The following is an 18553-nucleotide window of genomic DNA, read 5'->3' as shown; positions in this document are numbered from 1 at the left end:
CTACGTCCCCACTGCCTGCCGAAAGGCGCGGCTGTGGGTGACCCACTCCAGCCAACAGGACAGCGCCGAAAACTGCGCAATCATCTTGCGCCCCTTGGGCAGCTGCGCAAAGGCCGCGACCATCGGCGCCACATGGCAATCCGCCAGCGAAATCCGCAACCCGTTGAGCACCCAGCCCTCGCTGGCCATCTCGTCCAGCACCTTCAGCACTGGTTCCGCCGCGCGTAGCCCGTCCTGCACCAGTGCCTTGTCCCAATCGATCCCGGCCTGTTTGCGCACCACCCCATGGGCATAGGCCTGCCGCACCATCGGCCAATAGGCATAATTGTCGGCAATCGCGATCACCTGATCCATCCGCGCCAGCGATTCCGCGTCCTCCGCAGCCAGCCCGATCCCGTCAAACGCCCGATCCACATAACGCGTGATCGCCGCCGTCTCATAGATCGCAAATTCCCCATGCAGCAGCACCGGCACCCGCGCAAACGGATGTGGCCCGGATGGCCCCGCCTCAAACGGATTGTCGCGTTTCATCTCAAACGCCACGCCTTTTGCCGCCAGCGCCATCATCACCACTTGGGTGTAGATGCTCTCCTTGAAGCCAAAGAGCGTGACCTGATCCACTGCCCCGTCCCGCATCACGACAACCTCTGCACCGCCCAGCGCGCCGCATCCGCCACCGTGGGGTCCGCGTCCTCGCACAGCCCCTGCGCCACCTCCTGCAAAGCCGCATCCCCGGAGTTGCCAATCGCATAGAGCACATTGCGCACAAAGCGATTGCGCCCAATCCGTTTGATCGGCGAGCCAGAGAAAAACGTGCGAAACTCCGCGTCTTCCAGCACAGCCAGCTCCGCCAGCTTTGGCGCAATCAACTCGTCGCGCGCGTGATACTTCATCTCCCGCGCATCTTGGGCAAACTTGTTCCAGGGACAGGCCAAAAGACAATCGTCACAGCCATAAATCCGGTTGCCCATGAGCCCGCGCAAGTCCTCATCTACCGGCCCATGATGCTCAATGGTCAGGTAGGAAATACACCGCCGCGCATCAATCTGATGCGGTGCCGGAAAGGCCTTGGTTGGACAGGCATCCAGACAGGCGCGACAGGACCCGCAATGATCAATTTCCGCCTTGTCCGTCTCTAGCTCCAGCGTGGTGAACACCGAGCCAATAAAGAACCAGGAGCCCAAATCGCGGCTCACCAGATTGGTGTGCTTGCCCTGCCAGCCCAGCCCCGCCGCTTGCCCCAACGGCTTCTCCGGCACCGGCGCAGTGTCGACAAACACCTTCACCTCGGTCTCCGGGCTGGTCTCGGCAATCAACCACCGCGCAAGGCGTTTGAGGCGCTTTTTTACCGTGTCATGGTAATCGCGATTCTGCGCGTACACCGAGATCGCCGCCCGATCCGGCGCGCCATGCACCGCCGTGGGGTCATGCTCCGGCGTGTAGCTTTCCCCAAGCATAATCACAGAGCGCGCCTCCGGCCACAGCACCGACGGGTCCGAGCGCCAATGTTTGCGCGCTTCTAACCATTGCATCTGCCCGTGGTAGTCTTTGGCGAGAAATCCATCCAAACCCGCCGCCACATGGCCCACCGAATCCGGCCGGCACACTTTGGCCAGATCAAAGCCCAAGGACACAGCTTCCGCCTTCATGCGGGTGGTCAGATCATCCGCCATGACACCCCCGCCTTCTCAGTCCGAAAATATCCTCGGGGGTGAGGCCGTCAGGCCGAGGGGGCAGACAGCCCCCTTGCCAGCGCCCGCGATCAGAAATCCAGATCAGCATAATGCGCAGGCGGCGGGAAGCCGGGCACCTGATCCGCCAACACAGCCCGGAACGCCGGACGCGATTTGATGGTGGCATACCAGTCTTTGACCACCGCAGAGCGGTTCCAATCCACGTCACTGATGTAGTCCAGCGCACTCAAATGCGCCGCCGCCGTGAAATCCGCCAAGGTCATCACATCCCCCGCCAGCCAACGGCGGTGGTCCAGCAGCCAATGCGTATAATCGAGGTGATATTTGATAGCTTTGGCCCCGGCTTTCACATTGGAACTGTCCGGATAGCCCGTGCCCATCAGCTTGCGATTGACCCGCTCATACAAAAGCTTCGCGGTGACCTCATGGTGGAACTTGTCGTCAAACCACGCCACCAGCCGCCGCACCTCATAGCGCCCATCCGGGTCACGCGGCATCAACGCCGGGTCGGGATACTTCTCTTCCAGATACTCACAGATGGCGTTGCTGTCCGCCATCATCTTGCCGTCCATCTTCAGGACCGGCACTTTGGCGGCTGGATTGCGGCGCAGGAAATCGGGATCTTGCTCCCAATAGCGCTCCTCTACAAGTTCCACCTCAAGCCGCTTTTCCCCCATCACGAGGCGCACCTTGCGGCAAAACGGAGACAGGGGCACATGGAACAGACGGTTCATCAGCAGGGTCGCAATGTTGTTGGGCTTTGTCCTTCAATGCCTTGCCCCTGCGCATATTTCAATCCGCAAAACACGCCGCGCGCGCTTCTCCGCGTATGGTTTCCGCCCCATCCAGGATCGCCGCGGCCCGTCGCCGCACCGCCGCTGTGGGCTTGCTGGCAGAGCGCTGCTTGGGGTTGGGCAACACCGCCGCCAACCGCGCGGCCTGCACCGGCGTCAAATCCTCTGGCCCGACACCAAAGTAATGCCGCGCCGCCGCTTCCACACCAAACACACCTTCATCAAACTCAGCCACATTCAGATAAACTTCCAGAATCCGCCGCTTGGTCCAGGTCATCTCCACCAGCGGCGTCATCAGTGTTTCCATCGCCTTGCGCGGCCAACTGCGCCCTTGCCAGAAATAGACGTTTTTCACGGTTTGCTGACTGATCGTGCTTGCGCCTCGCCCCGCGCCTTCGGCAATTGCATCCCGGATCGCCTCCACGTCAAACCCCCAATGCAGACAGAAATTCGCATCTTCCGCCGCCACCACGGACCGGCGCATCACCGGCGCCACCTGTTCAATCGGCACCCATTGATAATCCACCTGCCCCAATCGCCGCTTCTCGCCAATCATCGTCCAGGTCGTGGGCGGATTGATCACAATGAAAATCAGGATCGAGAAGATGAACAACGACACCGCCCACATCAGCACCCGTCGCCACCAATAGCGCAGCCGCGCCCACTGGCGCTTAATCACGCCAGCTTTCGGAGTCGCCGTGCTCTTATTGGTGCCCTTTGTCTTGGGCTTTGATTTGGCTGCTTTCTTGGCCATGTCCCTGCCGCCGTCTTTGGCAAAGGGAGTAGAGCCTCACCGCCCATAGCGCAAGCCTACGGCGAACAAGCCCAGACCCGAACGCTGCAGCCACCGCCGTTCTGATAACAATACCCCAAGGCATTGTCTTCCGCCTGAGACCGCGTCCCAGCCCAGCCATAGCCCCAATTTCCAGAGGTGCCCTCCGCAATGGCCCCACAGGTGTTGTAGAAGGTGTGCACGTTGTCACAATCCCAGCCACATTCCCCCTGCAAGGCGTTCACCGCGTCGGCTTCTGAATACTTGCCGTAGGAATAGCCCCAGGCCCCGCCAGGACCAATGCCAACTGCGCCCCAACACTGGGCAAACCCGCACTCTCCTGCGGACACAGAACTCCCGGCTGTCAGTGCAGCCACTGTCACAATCGCTTTGAAAAATCGCATCAAACATCCTCCATGGCTGACAGCAGTATGGACCGATCCTTGATAAATCCCAAAAAGCCACATTTATTTATACGGCGCAAAGGCTTGATCTGCTTGTAAATGCACAGCCCGTCCAGTCACGACCGCAACACCAAAACCAAAAGAGGCCCTTCTCGTGACCCGCTCGACCATGCTCCTACGCGCCCTTCTGGCCCTCATTGGGCTCTGCATTCTATTTCTTGGTCTGGACGTGGTTTTCGGCGGCATTCGCACCTCAGGCTGGATGGGGCCCACTGATTTTGTCGACGTGCTCAACCCCACGGATTTCAACGCCCAAGACAACCATGTGCGCTTCTTGGGTGGGGTGTTCACCAGCTTCGGTCTGGTGTTTCTGGCTGGCGCTTTTCTGTTTCACTCCCTGCGCATCACCTTGATTGTGCTGTGCGGCATCGTCTTTCTCGGCGGTCTGGCCCGCTTCACCACGCCGGACTTGGCCACACTCCTGAACATGGCCGTACTGCCATCCGTTTTGCTCGAGTTCTTCTTGTTCCCAGCCTTGGCAGTCTGGATCTTCAAAGCAGGCAGGCACCACGGCCCATAGGCAATCGCAGCCTCCGCCAAAAGAAAACCCCCGCCAGTTTGCACCAGCGGGGGTCTTTTGTGTCTCTGATCCAGCGTTATTCCGCTGGAACAGCTGTGCCTTCTTGAGTCAACGGCTGCGGGATATGCACCAGCATCTCTTTAGGGCAGACCTGCAGGAAGTTGGCTTTTTCAACATCCCAATGCTGCAGGATATCGCGCGCCTTCGCAGAGCCAGTCTCCGCGACATGGCGCTCGATCAGGCCTTTCAGTTGATCTTCCCAATGCTGCACTGCCACGGGTGTCGTCACCAAAGTCTCGAGGTTCATAACCCCTTCGGCCTTGCCTTCCGGATCATAAAGATAGGCCATACCACCGGTCATGCCCGCGCCAAAGTTGGCGCCAATATCGCCAAGGATCACCGCGATACCGCCGGTCATGTATTCACAGCCACAGGCGCCACAGCCTTCGATCACAACCTTCGCACCGGAGTTCCGCACCGCAAAACGCTCACCGGCACGCCCTGCGGCAAACAGGTAACCGTCGGTGGCACCGTAGAGAACCGTGTTGCCGATGATGGTGTTGTCGGCCGCCGTCAGCGGGCTCGCCATGGGCGGACGCACCACAACGGTACCCCCAGACAGGCCTTTGCCCACGTAGTCGTTGGCATCGCCAGACACTTCGATCTTCAGACCAGGTGCCGCAAAGGCCCCCAGCGACTGGCCCGCAGAGCCGGTGAGCTTGACGGTCAGGTGATCTTCCTGAAGCGCGTTGCGCATACCAAAGTTGCGCACGATGTGGCTTGAGGTACGGGTGCCCACAGTCCGGTGCGTGTTCTGCACCGCGTAAGACAGCTGCATCTTCTCACCATCCTCAAGGAAGCGCGCCGCATCCCGGACAATTTCCGCGTCCAGCGTGTCAGGCACGTAGTTGCGGTCTTTGTCGCGGTTGTAGACGATGTCATGCGCTCCATCGACGGTGATCAGCAGCGGGTTCAGGTCCAGATCGTCAAGGTGAGCAGAGCCACGAGATACCTGCGCCAGCAGGTCCGCACGGCCAATCACCTCATCCAAGGACTTCGCACCGATGGAGGCGAGGATTTCCCGCACTTCCTGCGCATAGAAGGTGATCAGGTTCACCACTTTATCCGCCGTACCGGTGTATTTCGCACGCAGGTCTTCGTCCTGAGTACACACACCAACCGGGCAGGTGTTGGACTGACACTGACGCACCATGATACAGCCCATCGCGATCAGCGCGGCGGTACCAATGCCGTACTCTTCCGCCCCCATCATCGCGGCCATCACGATGTCACGACCGGTCCGCAGACCGCCATCGGTCCGCAGGGTCACCCGCTCGCGCAGGTTGTTCATTGCGAGCACTTGGTGTGCCTCGGTCAGACCCATCTCCCATGGCAGACCACAGTATTTGATCGAGGTCGCAGGCGAGGCACCGGTGCCACCGTTGTGGCCGGAGATCAGGATGATGTCGGCTTTCGCCTTCGCCACACCGGCCGCAATTGTGCCAACGCCCGAGGACGCCACCAGCTTCACCGTCACCTTACAGCGTGGGTTGATCTGCTTCAGGTCATAGATCAGCTGCGCAAGGTCTTCGATCGAATAGATGTCGTGGTGCGGCGGCGGTGAAATCAGGGTCACACCTTTGGTGGAGTGCCGCAGTCGCGCAATCAAGTCGGTGACCTTCATGCCCGGCAGTTGGCCGCCTTCACCGGGCTTCGCACCCTGGGCCACTTTGATTTCCAGCTCTTCACACTGGTTCAGGTATTCGGCGGTCACACCAAAACGACCCGACGCCACCTGCTTGATCTTCGCAGACGGGTTGTCGCCGTTTGGCTCCGGTACAAAGTGTGCCGGATCTTCGCCGCCCTCACCGGAGTCAGATTTTGCACCAATCCGGTTCATCGCAACGTTCAGGGTTTTGTGCGCCTCAGGAGACAGCGCGCCCAAAGACATGCCCGGCGTCACGAAACGCTTCCGGATCGCGGTGATGCTTTCCACTTCCTCAATCGGAATGGCCTCACCCAACGGCTTGATGTTCAGCAGATCACGCAGATGGATCGGCGGGTTCGCCTGCATCTTCGCAGAATATTGCTTCCACATCTCATAAGACGCACGGTCACAGGCCGCCTGCATCATATGCATTGTCTGTGCACCCCACGCGTGGGTCTCACCAGACTTACGTGCCTTGTAGAAGCCGCCAATCGGCAACACATCGGTGCCCGACTTGAAGCCTTTGGCGTGTACTTCTTCGACCTTGTGCTGAATGCCGCTGACACCAATGCCGGAAATCCGGCTGGTCATGCCCGGGAAGTATTCCGCACACATCGCACGGGACAGGCCCACGGCCTCAAAGTTCAGACCGCCGCGATAAGAGGAGATCACCGAAATCCCCATCTTCGCCATGATCTTCAGCAGACCTTGGTCAATCGCCTCACGGTAGCGCGCCATATTCTCGGTCAGCGAGCCATCCGCCAGACCGCGCTGAATGCGATCCGCCAGCGTGTCTTCGGCCAGATACGGGTTCACAACCGTCGCACCGGCGCCAATCAGCACGGCAAAATAATGCGGATCGATACACTCGGCAGAGCGCACGTTCAGCGAGCAGAAGGTCCGCAAACCTTTGCGGGTCAAGAAGCTGTGCACCGCGCTGGTTGCCAGGATCATCGGCATCGCAACCTTGTCCGCACCCTGCGCCTGATCGGTCAGCACAATGTGCCCCGCACCAGAGCGCACCGCGTCCTCGGCTTCCGCCCGGATACGCTCCAAACCGGTCTGCAACGCGCCATCATGGCTGCCCGCGTCAAAGGTACAGTCGATGGTCACAACCGTGTCGTCAAACGCCTCAAGCATGCGCTCAAACTGGCCGCTGGCCACAAACGGGCTCTCCAGAACCGCAATCTCGGTTTGGCTGCCATCTTCGCTCAACACGTTCTTCAGATTGCCAAACCGCGTCTTCAGCGACATCACGCGGTATTCACGCAAGCTGTCAATCGGCGGGTTGGTCACCTGAGAGAAGTTCTGACGGAAGAAGTGGCTCAGCGGGCGGTACATCTTCGACAGAACGGCAGATGGCGTGTCATCGCCCATCGAGGCCAGCGCCTCTTTCGCGTCCTCCGCCATCGGCGCAAGGATCTGCTCAACCTCTTCCATGGAGTAACCCGCCGCGATCTGACGCTGACGCAGCTCTTCACCGGTAAAGGTGGCTGTCTCTTCCACAGTGGCCAGTTCGTCGCCCAGATCACGGATCTTGCCAACCCACTCTCCAAACGGACGTGCGCTGGCGAGTTTGTTCTTGATCTCTGTGTCGTGATAAAGCTTGCCCTCTTTCATATCCACGGCCAGCAACTGACCCGGACCCAACGCGCCTTTTTCCACCACAGTGGCTTCATCAATCGGCACCATGCCCGCTTCCGAGCCGGAAATTAGCAGTCCATCGCCGGTCACAACATAACGCATCGGGCGCAGACCGTTACGGTCCAGACCGGCACAGACCCAGCGGCCATCGGTCATCGCCAGCGCCGCCGGGCCATCCCATGGCTCCATCACGGAGTTGCAGTAGGAATACATGTCACGCCACGCCTGCGGCAGCTCCACCGCCTGCTTGGACCAGCTTTCAGGCACCAACATGGTCTTCGCCATCGGCGCCGAGCGGCCCGCGCGCACCAGTACCTCAAACACGCCGTCTAGCGCCGCAGAGTCAGACGCCCCACCCGGCACAATCGGCTTAATATCTTCGGCGTAATCACCAAAGGAAGCAGACGCCATGCGGATCTCATGGCTCTTCATCCAGTTCAGGTTGCCTTTCAGAGTGTTGATCTCACCGTTGTGCGCCAACATGCGGAACGGCTGCGCCAGCCACCACTGTGGGAAGGTGTTGGTCGAGTAGCGCTGGTGATACAGCGCAAAGGCGCTCTCAAACCGCTCATCCATCAGGTCTGGATAGAAAACCGCCACCTGCTCCGCGAGCATCATGCCTTTGTAGATGATCGACCGGCAGGACAGCGACGCGATATAAAGCTCGGTAATGTTCGCCGCCAAAGCCGCTTTCTCAATCCGACGACGGATCACATAGAGCTCACGCTCAAACGTGTCCTCGTCCACACCTTTGGAGTTGGAGATCAGGATCTGCTCAATCTCCGGCCGGGTCGCGTTGGCTTTATCACCCAGACAGGTCACATCCACTGGCACATGGCGCCAGCCATAGATGCGATAGCCCATCTTCAAAACTTCGGTTTCCACGATGGTCCGGCAGGCTTCCTGCGCGCCATGGTCGGTGCGTGGCAGGAACACCTGACCAACCGCGATGAATTCGTCTTTATTGGGCTCGTGGCCAGTGCGCTCAATCTGATCATAGAAGAAAGACACTGGAATCTGCACGTGAATGCCCGCGCCGTCGCCGGTCTTTCCATCCGCATCCACAGCACCCCGGTGCCAAATCGCCTTCAGCGCGGTGATACCCGCTTCCACAACCTTGCGGCTTGGTTTGCCGTCCACAGACACCACAAGACCAACGCCACAAGAGGAATGCTCCTCGGCTTCAGAATAGAGACCGTTCTCCGCCATCCATTCGCGTTTGGTTTCTTCGGCTTTGACCCAGTTTTCATCATACTTTGTCATTGGCTGTCTCCTGTCCCAGAGTTGCGGGGTAGCTTGGGGCCGTTTGCTCCGCTTGTGGCAGGTCTTCCCTGCGCACCACGGTGAAATGGCTTTCCAACAGTTTGCGCACCTGGCGCGTTTTTACGTCCATGGCCCGCTCAAGCAGCGGACGCATGATGTCGAGTTTCTTCAACGCTTTCACCAGATCGTGGGACTCGCCCCGCAGGATGAAATGGTTGAAGGTTTTGGGCGCTTGCGGGAAGCGGGCCCAGTGAATGCGTTCTTCGGGCGTGTCGCCGTGCAGCACGACATAGCGCGTGCCGTCTTGTGGCGCAGGCACCTGACGGTGCCGATAGGTCGGGAAACGGCGGCGCCACTTCTGCCAACGGGTCTCTTCCGGCACCACTTTGGGATGCATGGAGAATTGCGGAGACAGAGCCACAACGGTGTCGACACGGGTCAGCGTCGGCAACACAAGCGCCATAAAGCCGCCCATGCTGTTGCCCAGGGCAACCACCTCGTCAATGGCTTCGCGTGCCACCACCGTCTCTATCTCCTTCACAATCGCCTCGGGCAAATCCGGGCTGTTCATCCAAGTTCTGGCCCGCTCTGTGACCAGGATCACGTGGTTCTCACCGCCCTGCGACGCGGTCCCCACAAATTCAAACGGCGGCATCTCATTGGGCTTTGTGCCCACTCCGCCAAGCGAGACCACCAACCGATTGCCGGTGCCACGCATGTAAGCCACCTCATGGTCCTCGGTCGCGATCCGCATCTGAATGTCGACTCTTTGATCCATCAAGCGGCCAGTCCCTCAGGTCGTCCCAAGATCGCTGAACAAAGCGATGCACTGTGCCCGGGTCATTTCCTTGCGACCCTCTCCGATGAAGCCAAAGCTGTCAGGCTTCTGGTCAATGAAGATCTCGTTCTTCAGCGCGAACCCATTTGGATCATCAAACAGCCCCACCGGAATCTCCGTACCACCGGCCCACTCGTTGTCCGCAGTCACGCGGTAAAACAGGTTGGTGCCGCATTTGCCGCACCAGGCCCGCTCAGCCCACTCCGAACTCTGGATGCGCGCGATGTGTTCGGCGCCGCTCCAGCGGATTGACTCGGTTGGCACCGTGACCCCCATCAACGCGACACCGGTCCAGCGACGGCACTGCTCACAATGACAGATGCCTGCCTCCGCTGGCACCTTTTCGGACTCAAACCGCACCGCCCCACACAGGCATGCGCCGGTCTTGGTCGATGTGGGGTTCGTTGTCATTGGGTCAACACCTCTGTCATGTTAACAAACGCTGGTCGAAAGTTGCACAGTCGCAAAACAGTCGTGATACCGACGCAATACCGACGTCCCTTTTGGGCCTCGGCACCGCGCCAATTAACACTTATTCCGCAGCCATCGCCGGGGTTGCGCCCAGCTTTTCAAGGATTGCGTCGGCACAGTCGCGGCCGTCTTTGATCGCCCACACCACAAGGCTTGCACCGCGCACGATGTCGCCCACGGCATAGACGCCTTCGAGGTCGGTTTCGCCGGTTGTGAATTGCGCTTTCACTGTGCCCCAACGGGTCACTTCCAGCTCCGGCTGGTCCCACAGGGCAGGCAGATCTTCTGGCTCAAAGCCCAGCGCCTTGATCACAAGGTCCGCGTCCTCAACATAGTCCGCACCTTCAATCACTTCGGGGCTCTGACGGCCGGATGCATCCGGCTGACCCAGACGCATTTTCTGTACCATTACGCCTTCGACATTGTCGCCACCGGTGAAGCCTTTCGGAGCGGAAAGCCACACAAATTCAACGCCTTCCTCTTCGGCATTCTGCGTCTCACGCTGCGAACCCGGCATGTTGGCTTTGTCACGACGATAAAGACATTTTACGCTTTCGGCCCCCTGACGGATCGCCGTGCGCACACAGTCCATCGCGGTGTCACCACCACCGATCACAACAACTTTTTTGCCTTCCGCATAAAGCTCGCCGCTTTTGATCTCAGGCACAACGTCGCCAAAGTTCTCGCGGTTGGACGCGGTCAAATAATCAATCGCTTTCACGATGCCATTGGCTCCGGCACCCGGCCCACCAAGGTCACGACTCTTATAGACGCCAGTCGCAATGATCACCGCATCATGCGCGTCACGGATCTCTTGGAAGGAGATGTCCTCGCCCACGTTGCAGTTCAGCTTGAAGGTCACACCGCCGTCTTCCAGCAACTGGTTGCGGCGCATAACCACATCTTTTTCCAGCTTAAATCCGGGAATCCCGTAGGTCAGCAACCCACCCGCACGATCATAACGGTCATAGATGGTCACCTGAAGACCCGCACGGCGCAGCCGGTCCGCCGCGGCCAGGCCACCAGGGCCTGCGCCAATGATGCCAACGCTCTCGGAACGCTCCTGCATTGGAGTGATCGCACTCACCCAACCCTGCTCCCAGGCCGTGTCGGTGATGTATTTCTCAACAGAGCCGATGGTCACAGTGCCGTGGCCAGACTGCTCAATCACACAGTTGCCTTCGCAAAGTCTGTCCTGCGGACAGATACGGCCACAGATTTCCGGGAAGGTGTTTGTGGCTTGGCTGACAGCATAGGCTTCTTCTAGACGGCCAGTCGCGGTCAGGCGCAGCCAATCCGGAATGTTGTTGTGCAGCGGGCAGTGGCTCTGACAATACGGCACGCCACATTGGCTGCAGCGACTTGCCTGCTCTTCCGCCTTCGCCTTAGCGAACTCTGCGTAGATTTCGTTGAAATCTTCCTTACGTACAGTGGCGCCACGCTTTTCAGGCATGTCACGATCCACAGTCACGAATTTCAGCATAGGTTGCTTTGCCACGTCAGCTGCCTCCTGATTAATTCCGGTTCGGTGTGTTTAAAAAATATTCACCCGACATAAAAGTCAACTATACTGACCTATAATTCAGTTTTTTGGCAAATGACGTGGTGAAAATACGAAAAATTGCCGAATTCTAGGTCCGATACGGACTTATATTCTGTATTTCCCTTGAATCATTGACCAATTATACGTGAGTCGCTCAATCAAGGATCCTGCCAAAAATGGCTCTTTTTCACATTTTTCTGGTGGCGATCATCCAGGGCCTCACCGAATTCCTTCCGGTGAGCTCCTCTGGGCACCTGATTCTGGTGTCCAAAGTGACCCCGCTGCCCGATCAGGGACTCGCCATAGATGTCGCCGCCCACGTCGGCACATTGGGCGCCGTTGTCCTCTATTTCTGGCGCGACACCAAAGTGGCCCTCTTCGGAGTGCCCCGCATGCTCACCGGCCGCTTCGACACCCCCGGTGCCCGGCTCGCCTTTCTTTTGACCGTGGCCACCATCCCGGTCTCCATCGCCGGTTTTCTACTTAAAATCACCGGCCTGAACGACGCCATGCGCTCCATCGCTGTGATCGGCTGGGCCATGATCCTGTTTGGAATTTTGCTCTGGTGGATGGATCAACGCGGCCCGCACACCAAAACCGAGGGAGATTGGTCCCTCAAGGACGCCGTGAAAATGGGCCTCTGGCAGGCCCTTGCCCTGATCCCCGGCACCTCCCGCTCCGGCATCACTATCACCGGCGCGCGCCAGCTCGGCTACGCCCGTGCCGACGCCGCCAAACTTGCGATGCTGATGTCGATCCCAACCATCATCGCCAGCGGCGCACTGCTGTCACTGGATGTCATCGCCGAGGCCAATATGGCTTTGGCCAAGGACGCTGCCATTGCCGCCGTCTTTTCCTTCTTTGCCGCCCTCTTGGCATTGGCGCTGATGATGCGACTGTTGCGCTCGATCAGCTTCACACCCTATGTGATCTACCGCATTCTGCTTGGGGTCGCCCTGCTCTTCATCGCCTACAGCTGAGCACAAAAAAACGCCGCTGAAACAGCGGCGTCTTTCCGAATACGTTGTGAAGTGCGGCTTACGCCAGCGCTTTCACCCGTGCTGCCAGGCGGGACATTTTCCGCGCTGCGGTGTTCTTGTGGTAAACACCTTTGGACACACCGCGCATCAGTTCTGGCTGAGCTGCTTTCAGCGCTGCGGAAGCTGATGCTTTGTCGCCGGACTCGATGGCTTCTTCCACTTTGCGGATGAAGGTACGGATGCGGGAACGACGGGCTTTGTTGACTTCAAGACGACGCTCGTTCTGACGGGCGCGTTTCTTTGCCTGGGGCGAATTTGCCATGATCTGAGACCTTTTGTTTCGGTACGATTAAATGCGTGCTACGTCCCGAACGGGCTCTCTTGTTCAGAGAATCAGATCAAGCCTGAGCGGGCTGCACGCGCATGTATGGCGGCGGTGTATAGAGATTTTGCAGAGAAACGCAATCCCCAACCGCCAAACACCACATCCATCGCTCAATCCCTCTGATCCATCAGCAGCCGGAACTCTTCCAGACGCACTTCAAGCGCATCAAACCGCGCGCCAATGGCCTCGCCAACCGTGGCCCGCTCTTTAAGCGCCAGCACAAACTTCACCGTCTTCAACACATCACGCCACCGCGGATTGTCCGGTAAGGTCTCAATCAGCAGGTACTTGTCCAACGTACGGGTCTGCAAAGATGTCTTGTCCAGGTTCACCCGCCAGATGCCGCTGGTTTCGGCAAAATCAATCTTGCTCTTGCCTGTGGCCGCCCCCCAAATCTCCAGAGACTCCGACATCAGTGTGACAATGGCCTCCCGATACGCATCTCCCGGCCCCTGCGCCTCATCCCCACTTTCATCCCGCGTCATCAGAGACGGCAAGGAGGTGTCCACTACATCGCGCAACGAGTTCACAAACTGCGCCCGAGGCACTTGCCCCGGTGTGAACAACACGGCGCGTCCGCCACCCGCTTCCGGCAACATGGCAAACAGGCTCACCTGATGCGGCTGCCCCCGCAATGTCACCTCAATATGGATGGGCTCATCTTCAACCTCTGTCTGCTCCAATGGCGTCAACACGTCTTCTGGCAGGACATCTTTCAACCGGCTCTTGTTCACCGCAACCGGTGTGTCCAACACCTTCTGCCCCGCCTCGTTTGCGTAAGTGATGAGCCCCCGCGCATTCACACAGATCAAACCATCTTCCAGGGTATCAAGCAGCTGCGCCATGCGCCGCTGAGACAGCCGCAAGGCATCTTCGATCTGAATACGGCGTTCGATTTCTTCTTTGAGTTCCCGGTTTTCCTCCGCCTGACTGCGCGCCCGGCTCGCCTCTAGAAGCGTGCGAATACGACTGAGCAACTCATCCTTGGCAAAAGGCTTCACCACGTAATCATTCGCCCCGGCATCAAATCCAGCCAGCATATCACTCGTGCGTCCCCGCGCGGTCAGCAGGATGATCGGCAACTCATGCAGACGGTGCCGACGCCGCAAATCCCGTGCCACATCCAGCCCGCTCAACCCGGTCATCATCACATCCAGAACAATCAAGTCCGGACGTTCTTTGGCGACACTGCGCAACGCCTCGGACCCGTTGTGCGCGGTCATCACCCGATAGCCCTGTGGCACTAGCAGGTTCTGCAGAACCTGCAAATTGATCGGCTCGTCATCCACCGCAAGAATCAAAGGCGATCCCTCCGGCGCAGCCGTCTCCACCTTTTCCACAGCGGGCTGTGGCGCCGCTGCCGTGACAAACTCGGCTGGCAGCAAATCCTCCGGCATCGCAACCGGCGCCTGATCCGTCACCGGCAGAATCACGCGAAACTCCGCGCCTTCTCCGGGGGGGCTGGACACTTCGATGCTGCCCGACATCATGTCGGCAAGGTGGCGCGCAATGGTCAGCCCCAAGCCCGTGCCAGTCGCCTGCCCCGAGCCATCCGGCGTCAGTTGCTCCAGCGGATGGAAGATGCGCTCCATACTGTCTGCCGCAATGCCAGGCCCATGATCGCGAATACACACCACCAACTTATCCACAGTCGAGACCGCCGCCGTGATTTCCACATCACTTCCACCGCAGTATTTCACAGCATTGGACAACAAGTTGAACAGGATCTGTTCAAATCGCACCGGATCGGCATACACAGCCGGCAGGTCCTCCGGCAGATCAATTTGAAACTTGGCCGGATCCACTTGAAACGTCGGCTGCAACAACTGCACCACACTGTGCGCCGCATGGGACACATCAACAGGCTGCAAATCCAGTCGCATCCGCCCTTCGCGAATGCGGTAGATGTCCAACAAATCATCCACCAGTCGAGACAACCGCCGCGCGCTAAATGTGATCAACCGCAGCTGGCTGGCCTGCGCGGGCAGCATCTCGCCCATCGCTCCGCCTTCCAGCGTTTCCAGAATACCAATGATCCCGTTGAGCGGCGTACGCAGCTCATGGGAGGTATTGGCCAAAAACCGGTCCTTCATCCGGTCGGCCTCCTCGAGCTCGGCGTTTTTCTCACCAATCTCGCGCAGCTTCTCCTGCAACTCGTCATTCTTATCGCGAATAAGGTCCAACTGATCGCGCAATGCACGCCGCATTTGGTTCACCGCACGCGACAGCCGAGCGTACTCCACCGGGCGCTCATATTCCGGCAGCGCATCATTCAAACTGCCCGTCGCCACGGCGCTCGCGGCCTCGGACATGCGGCGTACCGGTCGCGTGATGGCATTAGAGAACACAAAGGACAAAATTGATAAAATGACCGTTGCGATAGCGCCAATCGCCAACAAAGTTTCCCGCAAGCGTTCACTGTTCTTGAAGGCCGCGTCTCTGCTGGTCTCGGCCACCACTGTCCATTGTGGAAACGGGTCTTCCAGCACCCGCCAGGCAGACAGCGTCGCCCCGCCCGACAATCCAGCCTCCAACACCGCCACACCATCTAAACCCGTCATTTGCTTCGGCATCTTGACCGGCCCGCCTGCCGCAGGGCCGCCGTTGGAGGCAATCACAATGCCGCCCGAGGACAACACAGACACATCGGCATCACTTTCCGTCACCAGCGCCTCAAGGCTGTTGGGCGGTATCCGCAAGATCATTGCGCCACGGTGACTGCCATGCAGCCGCACCGGCACGGCCAGATAGGCGGCCAGCTCGCCGGTGATGGCGTCCACCGCAAAATCCTGAAACACAGGCTCAAAGCCCGCGCCGGTGGTCACTTTGTAATAGGCCTGCCCCAACCCAATCACACGCTGATTGAGCGGCCGCCCCAAATAGGCATCTTTGTAAACCGAATAGACCACCTGCCCATGCCGGTCGGCGAGGTACAAATTGTCAAATTCCGCCTCCCGCAGGAACTCTTCAAAGTCCCGGTGAAACCGACGATGCGTGTTGGAATACTCCAGCGCCTCGCGCAGCAGTTGGTCTTCGATCTCCTCTTCGGCCGGGTTGCCTGCGGCACTGTCGACGCCAAAGATGCTGCGTAGCTGCGCCCCCGCCTCCTCTGGCGTTCCCTCCATCTGTCGCAGCGCATGACTGAAACCATAGAATTCCCCGACCGAGTAGCGCACGTTCGCCGACTGCGCGAGGTTTTCCGCCTGCCGGCTGGCATAGGTCACATATTGCGCAACTTCGCTGGCCTTGGCGTCGCGCGCAAAGGCCACCTTCTCAAAGGTTTCGGTTGTGATGGTCTGATTGACAAGTCGGTAAAAAACCAAGCCGCCGAGCGCCAATGGCAGCACAGACGCAAGGAGAAAGGTGACAAGCAGGCGCGCGCGAATTCCCTGTAGTGGCACTGTAACTCCGAAATTTCTGGTTTTGTTGCAGCTGATCCTGCGGTTTGACCAAGGTCGAAACAAGGGTTCAAACTGAAATTCACAAAGAATTTTTTCGCAGGTAGGAATCCTAACAACCTGAAAGAGATGGATTTTTAATGGCCGCAAGCGGAGATCAATTTGTGTTTTGACGAAATTGCCGATTTTTCTGGTGCCATTCCTCCGAGCGGGAGGATTTCAATGCGCAACATCCGTGGCGTTTGGTGAGGAGACCAAATGCAACCATGATTTGCATCATGGCCCCTCCATACGAGGCATGACGCGGACAGACATAAGGCGGGACAACCCGCCTGCACAGGGAGACACAAAAATGAAATTTAAGGCTACTGCCGGGCTGCTCGCTTCGGTTGCGCTCTGGACAACTACCGCTCAGGCCGAAGAGACCGTTCTGACGGCGCTGCCGGATCAGGTCACAGCATGGGTGGAGAACTTCAACCCATTCAACCAGACCACCGCCGCGCCTTCCGTCATGCATTTCATGTATGAACCGCTGATCATCTTCAACGCGCTGGACGGCGGCAAGCCGATCTACCGTTTGGCAACCGCGTTTGACTACGCCGACGACCTTGGCTCCATCACCGTCACCCTGCGCGATGGCGTGCAATGGTCTGACGGCGAAGCCTTCACTGCCGATGACGTGATCAAATCCTTCGACCTGGCTCTGAGCAACCCGGCTCTGGACAGCGTTGGCATGGCGCAGATGTTGTCTGGCGTTGAAAAGCTTGACGACAAGACCGTGCGCTTCAACCTCGCCACTGCTTCCAGCCAGGCGATGTACCAAATTGTGCGCGTGCCAATTGTGCCTGAGCACGTCTGGAGCGACGTCGATGACCCCGTGACCTTCACCAACCCGAACCCGGTTGGCTCTGGTCCTTTGACCGAAATCCGCCGCTTCACGCCGCAAGAATACACACAGTGTCGTAACGCCAACTACTGGGATGCCGACAGCCTGAAAGTAGACTGCATGCGCTTCCCGCAGATCGCCAACAACGATCAGGCGCTGGCCGCAGCCGCCAATGGTGAGCTAGACTGGATGGGCTCCTTCCTGCCAGACATCGACAACACCTACGTCGCGAAAGACCCTGAAAACCACCGTTACTGGCTGCCTGGTGGCTCGCTTGTGGCCTTCTACATGAACTTTGAAGCACCTGAAGCGGGCGACAAAGCGGCGTTCAACGACGTGAACTTCCGCCGCGCTGTGTCTATGGCATTTGACCGCGAAGCCATGGTGGAAATCGCCGGTTACGGCTATCCAACCATCAACCAGTACCCCTCGGGTCTGGGCCGTGCGTTCCACGCTTGGAACAACGCGGAAGTCGACGAGAAATTTGGGGGCTTCACCCAATATGACATCGACGGCGCCAAATCACTGCTGGCCGAAGCGGGCTTCAAAGACATCGACGGTGACGGCTTTGTCGAAACACCAGACGGCGAACAGATCGACCTCGAAGTCATCGTGCCAAACGGTTGGACCGACTGGGTCAATAGCTGTCAGATCGCCGTGGAAGGCCTGAATGCCGCCGGCATCAAAGCCAGCGTCGCCACACCGGAAGCTGCTGTATGGACAGAGAAACTCATCACCGGTGAGTACGACATGGCCATCAACTCGGTTCGCGTCGGCGCCACCCCGTTCAACCAGTATCTGGACTCGCTGCACAAGAACAACCAGGCCAAATCCCGCTTCGCAGCGTCGCGTTACTACAACGACGAGCTGAGCGATCTTCTGGATAAGTTCACCCAGACCAGCGACACCGAAAAGCAGATGGAAATCATGGCTGAAGTGCAGACCATCGTAGGGGAAGATGTGCCACTGGCGTATGTCTTCAACAATCCCCGCTGGTATCAGTACAACACCAAGCGTTTCACCGGCTTCTTCAATGCGGACAATCCGGTGGCCAACCCGGTGGTTCACAAGACCAACCCGGCCCGCCTGGTCCACCTGCTGAACCTGCGGCCAGCTGAGTAAAGCTTCCCTACCTTAGGGGCCGCTCACACCGTGAGTGGCCCCGCTTTTGGCACGACACTTCCCTCTCGACA

General features: G+C 58.7%; 14 protein-coding genes. 3 read left to right on the top strand and 11 right to left on the bottom strand.

Annotated elements, in window-relative coordinates:
• The 5 genes from SIB38_RS04035 to SIB38_RS04015 all read right to left on the bottom strand — a co-directional run bounded on the left by SIB38_RS04035 (position 1) and on the right by SIB38_RS04015 (position 3664).
• Entirely contained in the window at positions 1 to 636 is a 636-nt protein-coding gene (locus SIB38_RS04035; protein WP_412551475.1) for a glutathione S-transferase family protein, read from the bottom strand.
• A complete protein-coding gene (gene queG / locus SIB38_RS04030) occupies positions 636 to 1673 on the bottom strand; it encodes a tRNA epoxyqueuosine(34) reductase QueG (protein WP_412551474.1) in 1038 nt (345 codons plus the stop codon). Before queG ends, SIB38_RS04035 begins: the two co-directional genes overlap by 1 nt.
• Before the next feature lie 89 nt (positions 1674 to 1762).
• Positions 1763 to 2428 (bottom strand): glutathione S-transferase family protein, encoded by a 666-nt coding sequence (locus tag SIB38_RS04025; RefSeq protein ID WP_294116726.1) that lies wholly within the window; start codon positions 2426 to 2428, stop codon positions 1763 to 1765.
• 58 nt (positions 2429 to 2486) lie between these two features.
• A complete protein-coding gene (mtgA, locus tag SIB38_RS04020; protein ID WP_294116727.1) occupies positions 2487 to 3242 on the bottom strand; it encodes a monofunctional biosynthetic peptidoglycan transglycosylase in 756 nt (251 codons plus the stop codon).
• Between the two features lie 56 nt (positions 3243 to 3298).
• Complete coding sequence (locus SIB38_RS04015; protein WP_294116728.1) at positions 3299 to 3664, bottom strand: DUF4189 domain-containing protein; 366 nt, start codon at positions 3662 to 3664, stop codon at positions 3299 to 3301.
• Positions 3665 to 3818: 154 nt separating this feature from the next.
• Here SIB38_RS04015 and SIB38_RS04010 point away from each other — a divergent pair, with 154 nt between their 5' ends.
• A complete protein-coding gene (locus tag SIB38_RS04010; protein ID WP_294116729.1) occupies positions 3819 to 4244 on the top strand; it encodes a DUF4345 domain-containing protein in 426 nt (141 codons plus the stop codon).
• Positions 4245 to 4320: 76 nt separating this feature from the next.
• Here the strand turns inward: SIB38_RS04010 and gltB are convergent, their stop codons facing one another.
• From gltB to SIB38_RS03990, 4 genes are all read right to left on the bottom strand, one after another.
• Entirely contained in the window at positions 4321 to 8859 is a 4539-nt protein-coding gene (gene gltB, locus SIB38_RS04005; RefSeq protein ID WP_294116730.1) for a glutamate synthase large subunit, read from the bottom strand.
• Positions 8846 to 9640 carry a hypothetical protein gene (locus SIB38_RS04000; RefSeq protein ID WP_412551473.1) on the bottom strand — a complete coding sequence of 265 codons (795 nt, stop codon included), beginning with the start codon at positions 9638 to 9640 and terminating at the stop codon, positions 8846 to 8848. Before SIB38_RS04000 ends, gltB begins: the two co-directional genes overlap by 14 nt.
• A 12-nt stretch (positions 9641 to 9652) precedes the next feature.
• Positions 9653 to 10108, bottom strand: coding sequence for a GFA family protein (locus tag SIB38_RS03995; RefSeq protein ID WP_294116732.1), 456 nt, complete (start codon positions 10106 to 10108; stop codon positions 9653 to 9655).
• Between the two features lie 121 nt (positions 10109 to 10229).
• Positions 10230 to 11666, bottom strand: coding sequence for an NAD(P)-dependent oxidoreductase (locus SIB38_RS03990; RefSeq protein ID WP_294116733.1), 1437 nt, complete (start codon positions 11664 to 11666; stop codon positions 10230 to 10232).
• A 221-nt stretch (positions 11667 to 11887) separates the two neighbouring features.
• Between SIB38_RS03990 and SIB38_RS03985 the strand changes: the two genes are divergently transcribed.
• Positions 11888 to 12691, top strand: coding sequence for an undecaprenyl-diphosphate phosphatase (locus SIB38_RS03985; protein WP_412551472.1), 804 nt, complete (start codon positions 11888 to 11890; stop codon positions 12689 to 12691).
• Between the two features lie 58 nt (positions 12692 to 12749).
• Here SIB38_RS03985 and rpsT read toward each other — a convergent pair whose 3' ends face one another.
• Together rpsT and SIB38_RS03975 are read right to left on the bottom strand one after the other, a co-directional pair.
• Positions 12750 to 13013 carry a 30S ribosomal protein S20 gene (rpsT, locus tag SIB38_RS03980; RefSeq protein WP_294116735.1) on the bottom strand — a complete coding sequence of 88 codons (264 nt, stop codon included), beginning with the start codon at positions 13011 to 13013 and terminating at the stop codon, positions 12750 to 12752.
• Between the two features lie 173 nt (positions 13014 to 13186).
• Positions 13187 to 16477, bottom strand: a complete 3291-nt coding sequence (locus SIB38_RS03975) for a response regulator (protein WP_412551471.1) — start codon at positions 16475 to 16477, stop codon at positions 13187 to 13189.
• A gap of 349 nt (positions 16478 to 16826) precedes the next feature.
• Between SIB38_RS03975 and SIB38_RS03970 the strand changes: the two genes are divergently transcribed.
• A complete protein-coding gene (locus SIB38_RS03970; protein ID WP_412551470.1) occupies positions 16827 to 18482 on the top strand; it encodes an ABC transporter substrate-binding protein in 1656 nt (551 codons plus the stop codon).
• Positions 18483 to 18553: the final 71 nt, after the last annotated feature.

The sequence above is a fragment of the Shimia sp. MIT910701 genome, assembly GCF_047126315.1.
GTDB lineage: Bacteria > Pseudomonadota > Alphaproteobacteria > Rhodobacterales > Rhodobacteraceae > Shimia.
The sequence above is the reverse complement of the archived record's forward strand: the minus strand, read 5'-3'. Positions and strand labels throughout refer to the sequence as shown.

Excerpts from the sequence above, each read along its gene's own strand:
- SIB38_RS04035 (WP_412551475.1), bottom strand. The coding sequence starts at position 636 with ATGCGGGACGGGGCAGTGGATCAGGTCACGCTCTTTGGCTTCAAGGAG.
- queG (WP_412551474.1), bottom strand. The coding sequence starts at position 1,673 with ATGGCGGATGATCTGACCACCCGCATGAAGGCGGAAGCTGTGTCCTTG.
- SIB38_RS04025 (WP_294116726.1), bottom strand. The coding sequence starts at position 2,428 with ATGAACCGTCTGTTCCATGTGCCCCTGTCTCCGTTTTGCCGCAAGGTG.
- mtgA (WP_294116727.1), bottom strand. The coding sequence starts at position 3,242 with ATGGCCAAGAAAGCAGCCAAATCAAAGCCCAAGACAAAGGGCACCAAT.
- SIB38_RS04015 (WP_294116728.1), bottom strand. The coding sequence starts at position 3,664 with ATGCGATTTTTCAAAGCGATTGTGACAGTGGCTGCACTGACAGCCGGG.
- gltB (WP_294116730.1), bottom strand. The coding sequence starts at position 8,859 with ATGACAAAGTATGATGAAAACTGGGTCAAAGCCGAAGAAACCAAACGC.
- SIB38_RS03995 (WP_294116732.1), bottom strand. The coding sequence starts at position 10,108 with ATGACAACGAACCCCACATCGACCAAGACCGGCGCATGCCTGTGTGGG.
- SIB38_RS03985 (WP_412551472.1), top strand. The coding sequence starts at position 11,888 with ATGGCTCTTTTTCACATTTTTCTGGTGGCGATCATCCAGGGCCTCACC.
- rpsT (WP_294116735.1), bottom strand. The coding sequence starts at position 13,013 with ATGGCAAATTCGCCCCAGGCAAAGAAACGCGCCCGTCAGAACGAGCGT.
- SIB38_RS03970 (WP_412551470.1), top strand. The coding sequence starts at position 16,827 with ATGAAATTTAAGGCTACTGCCGGGCTGCTCGCTTCGGTTGCGCTCTGG.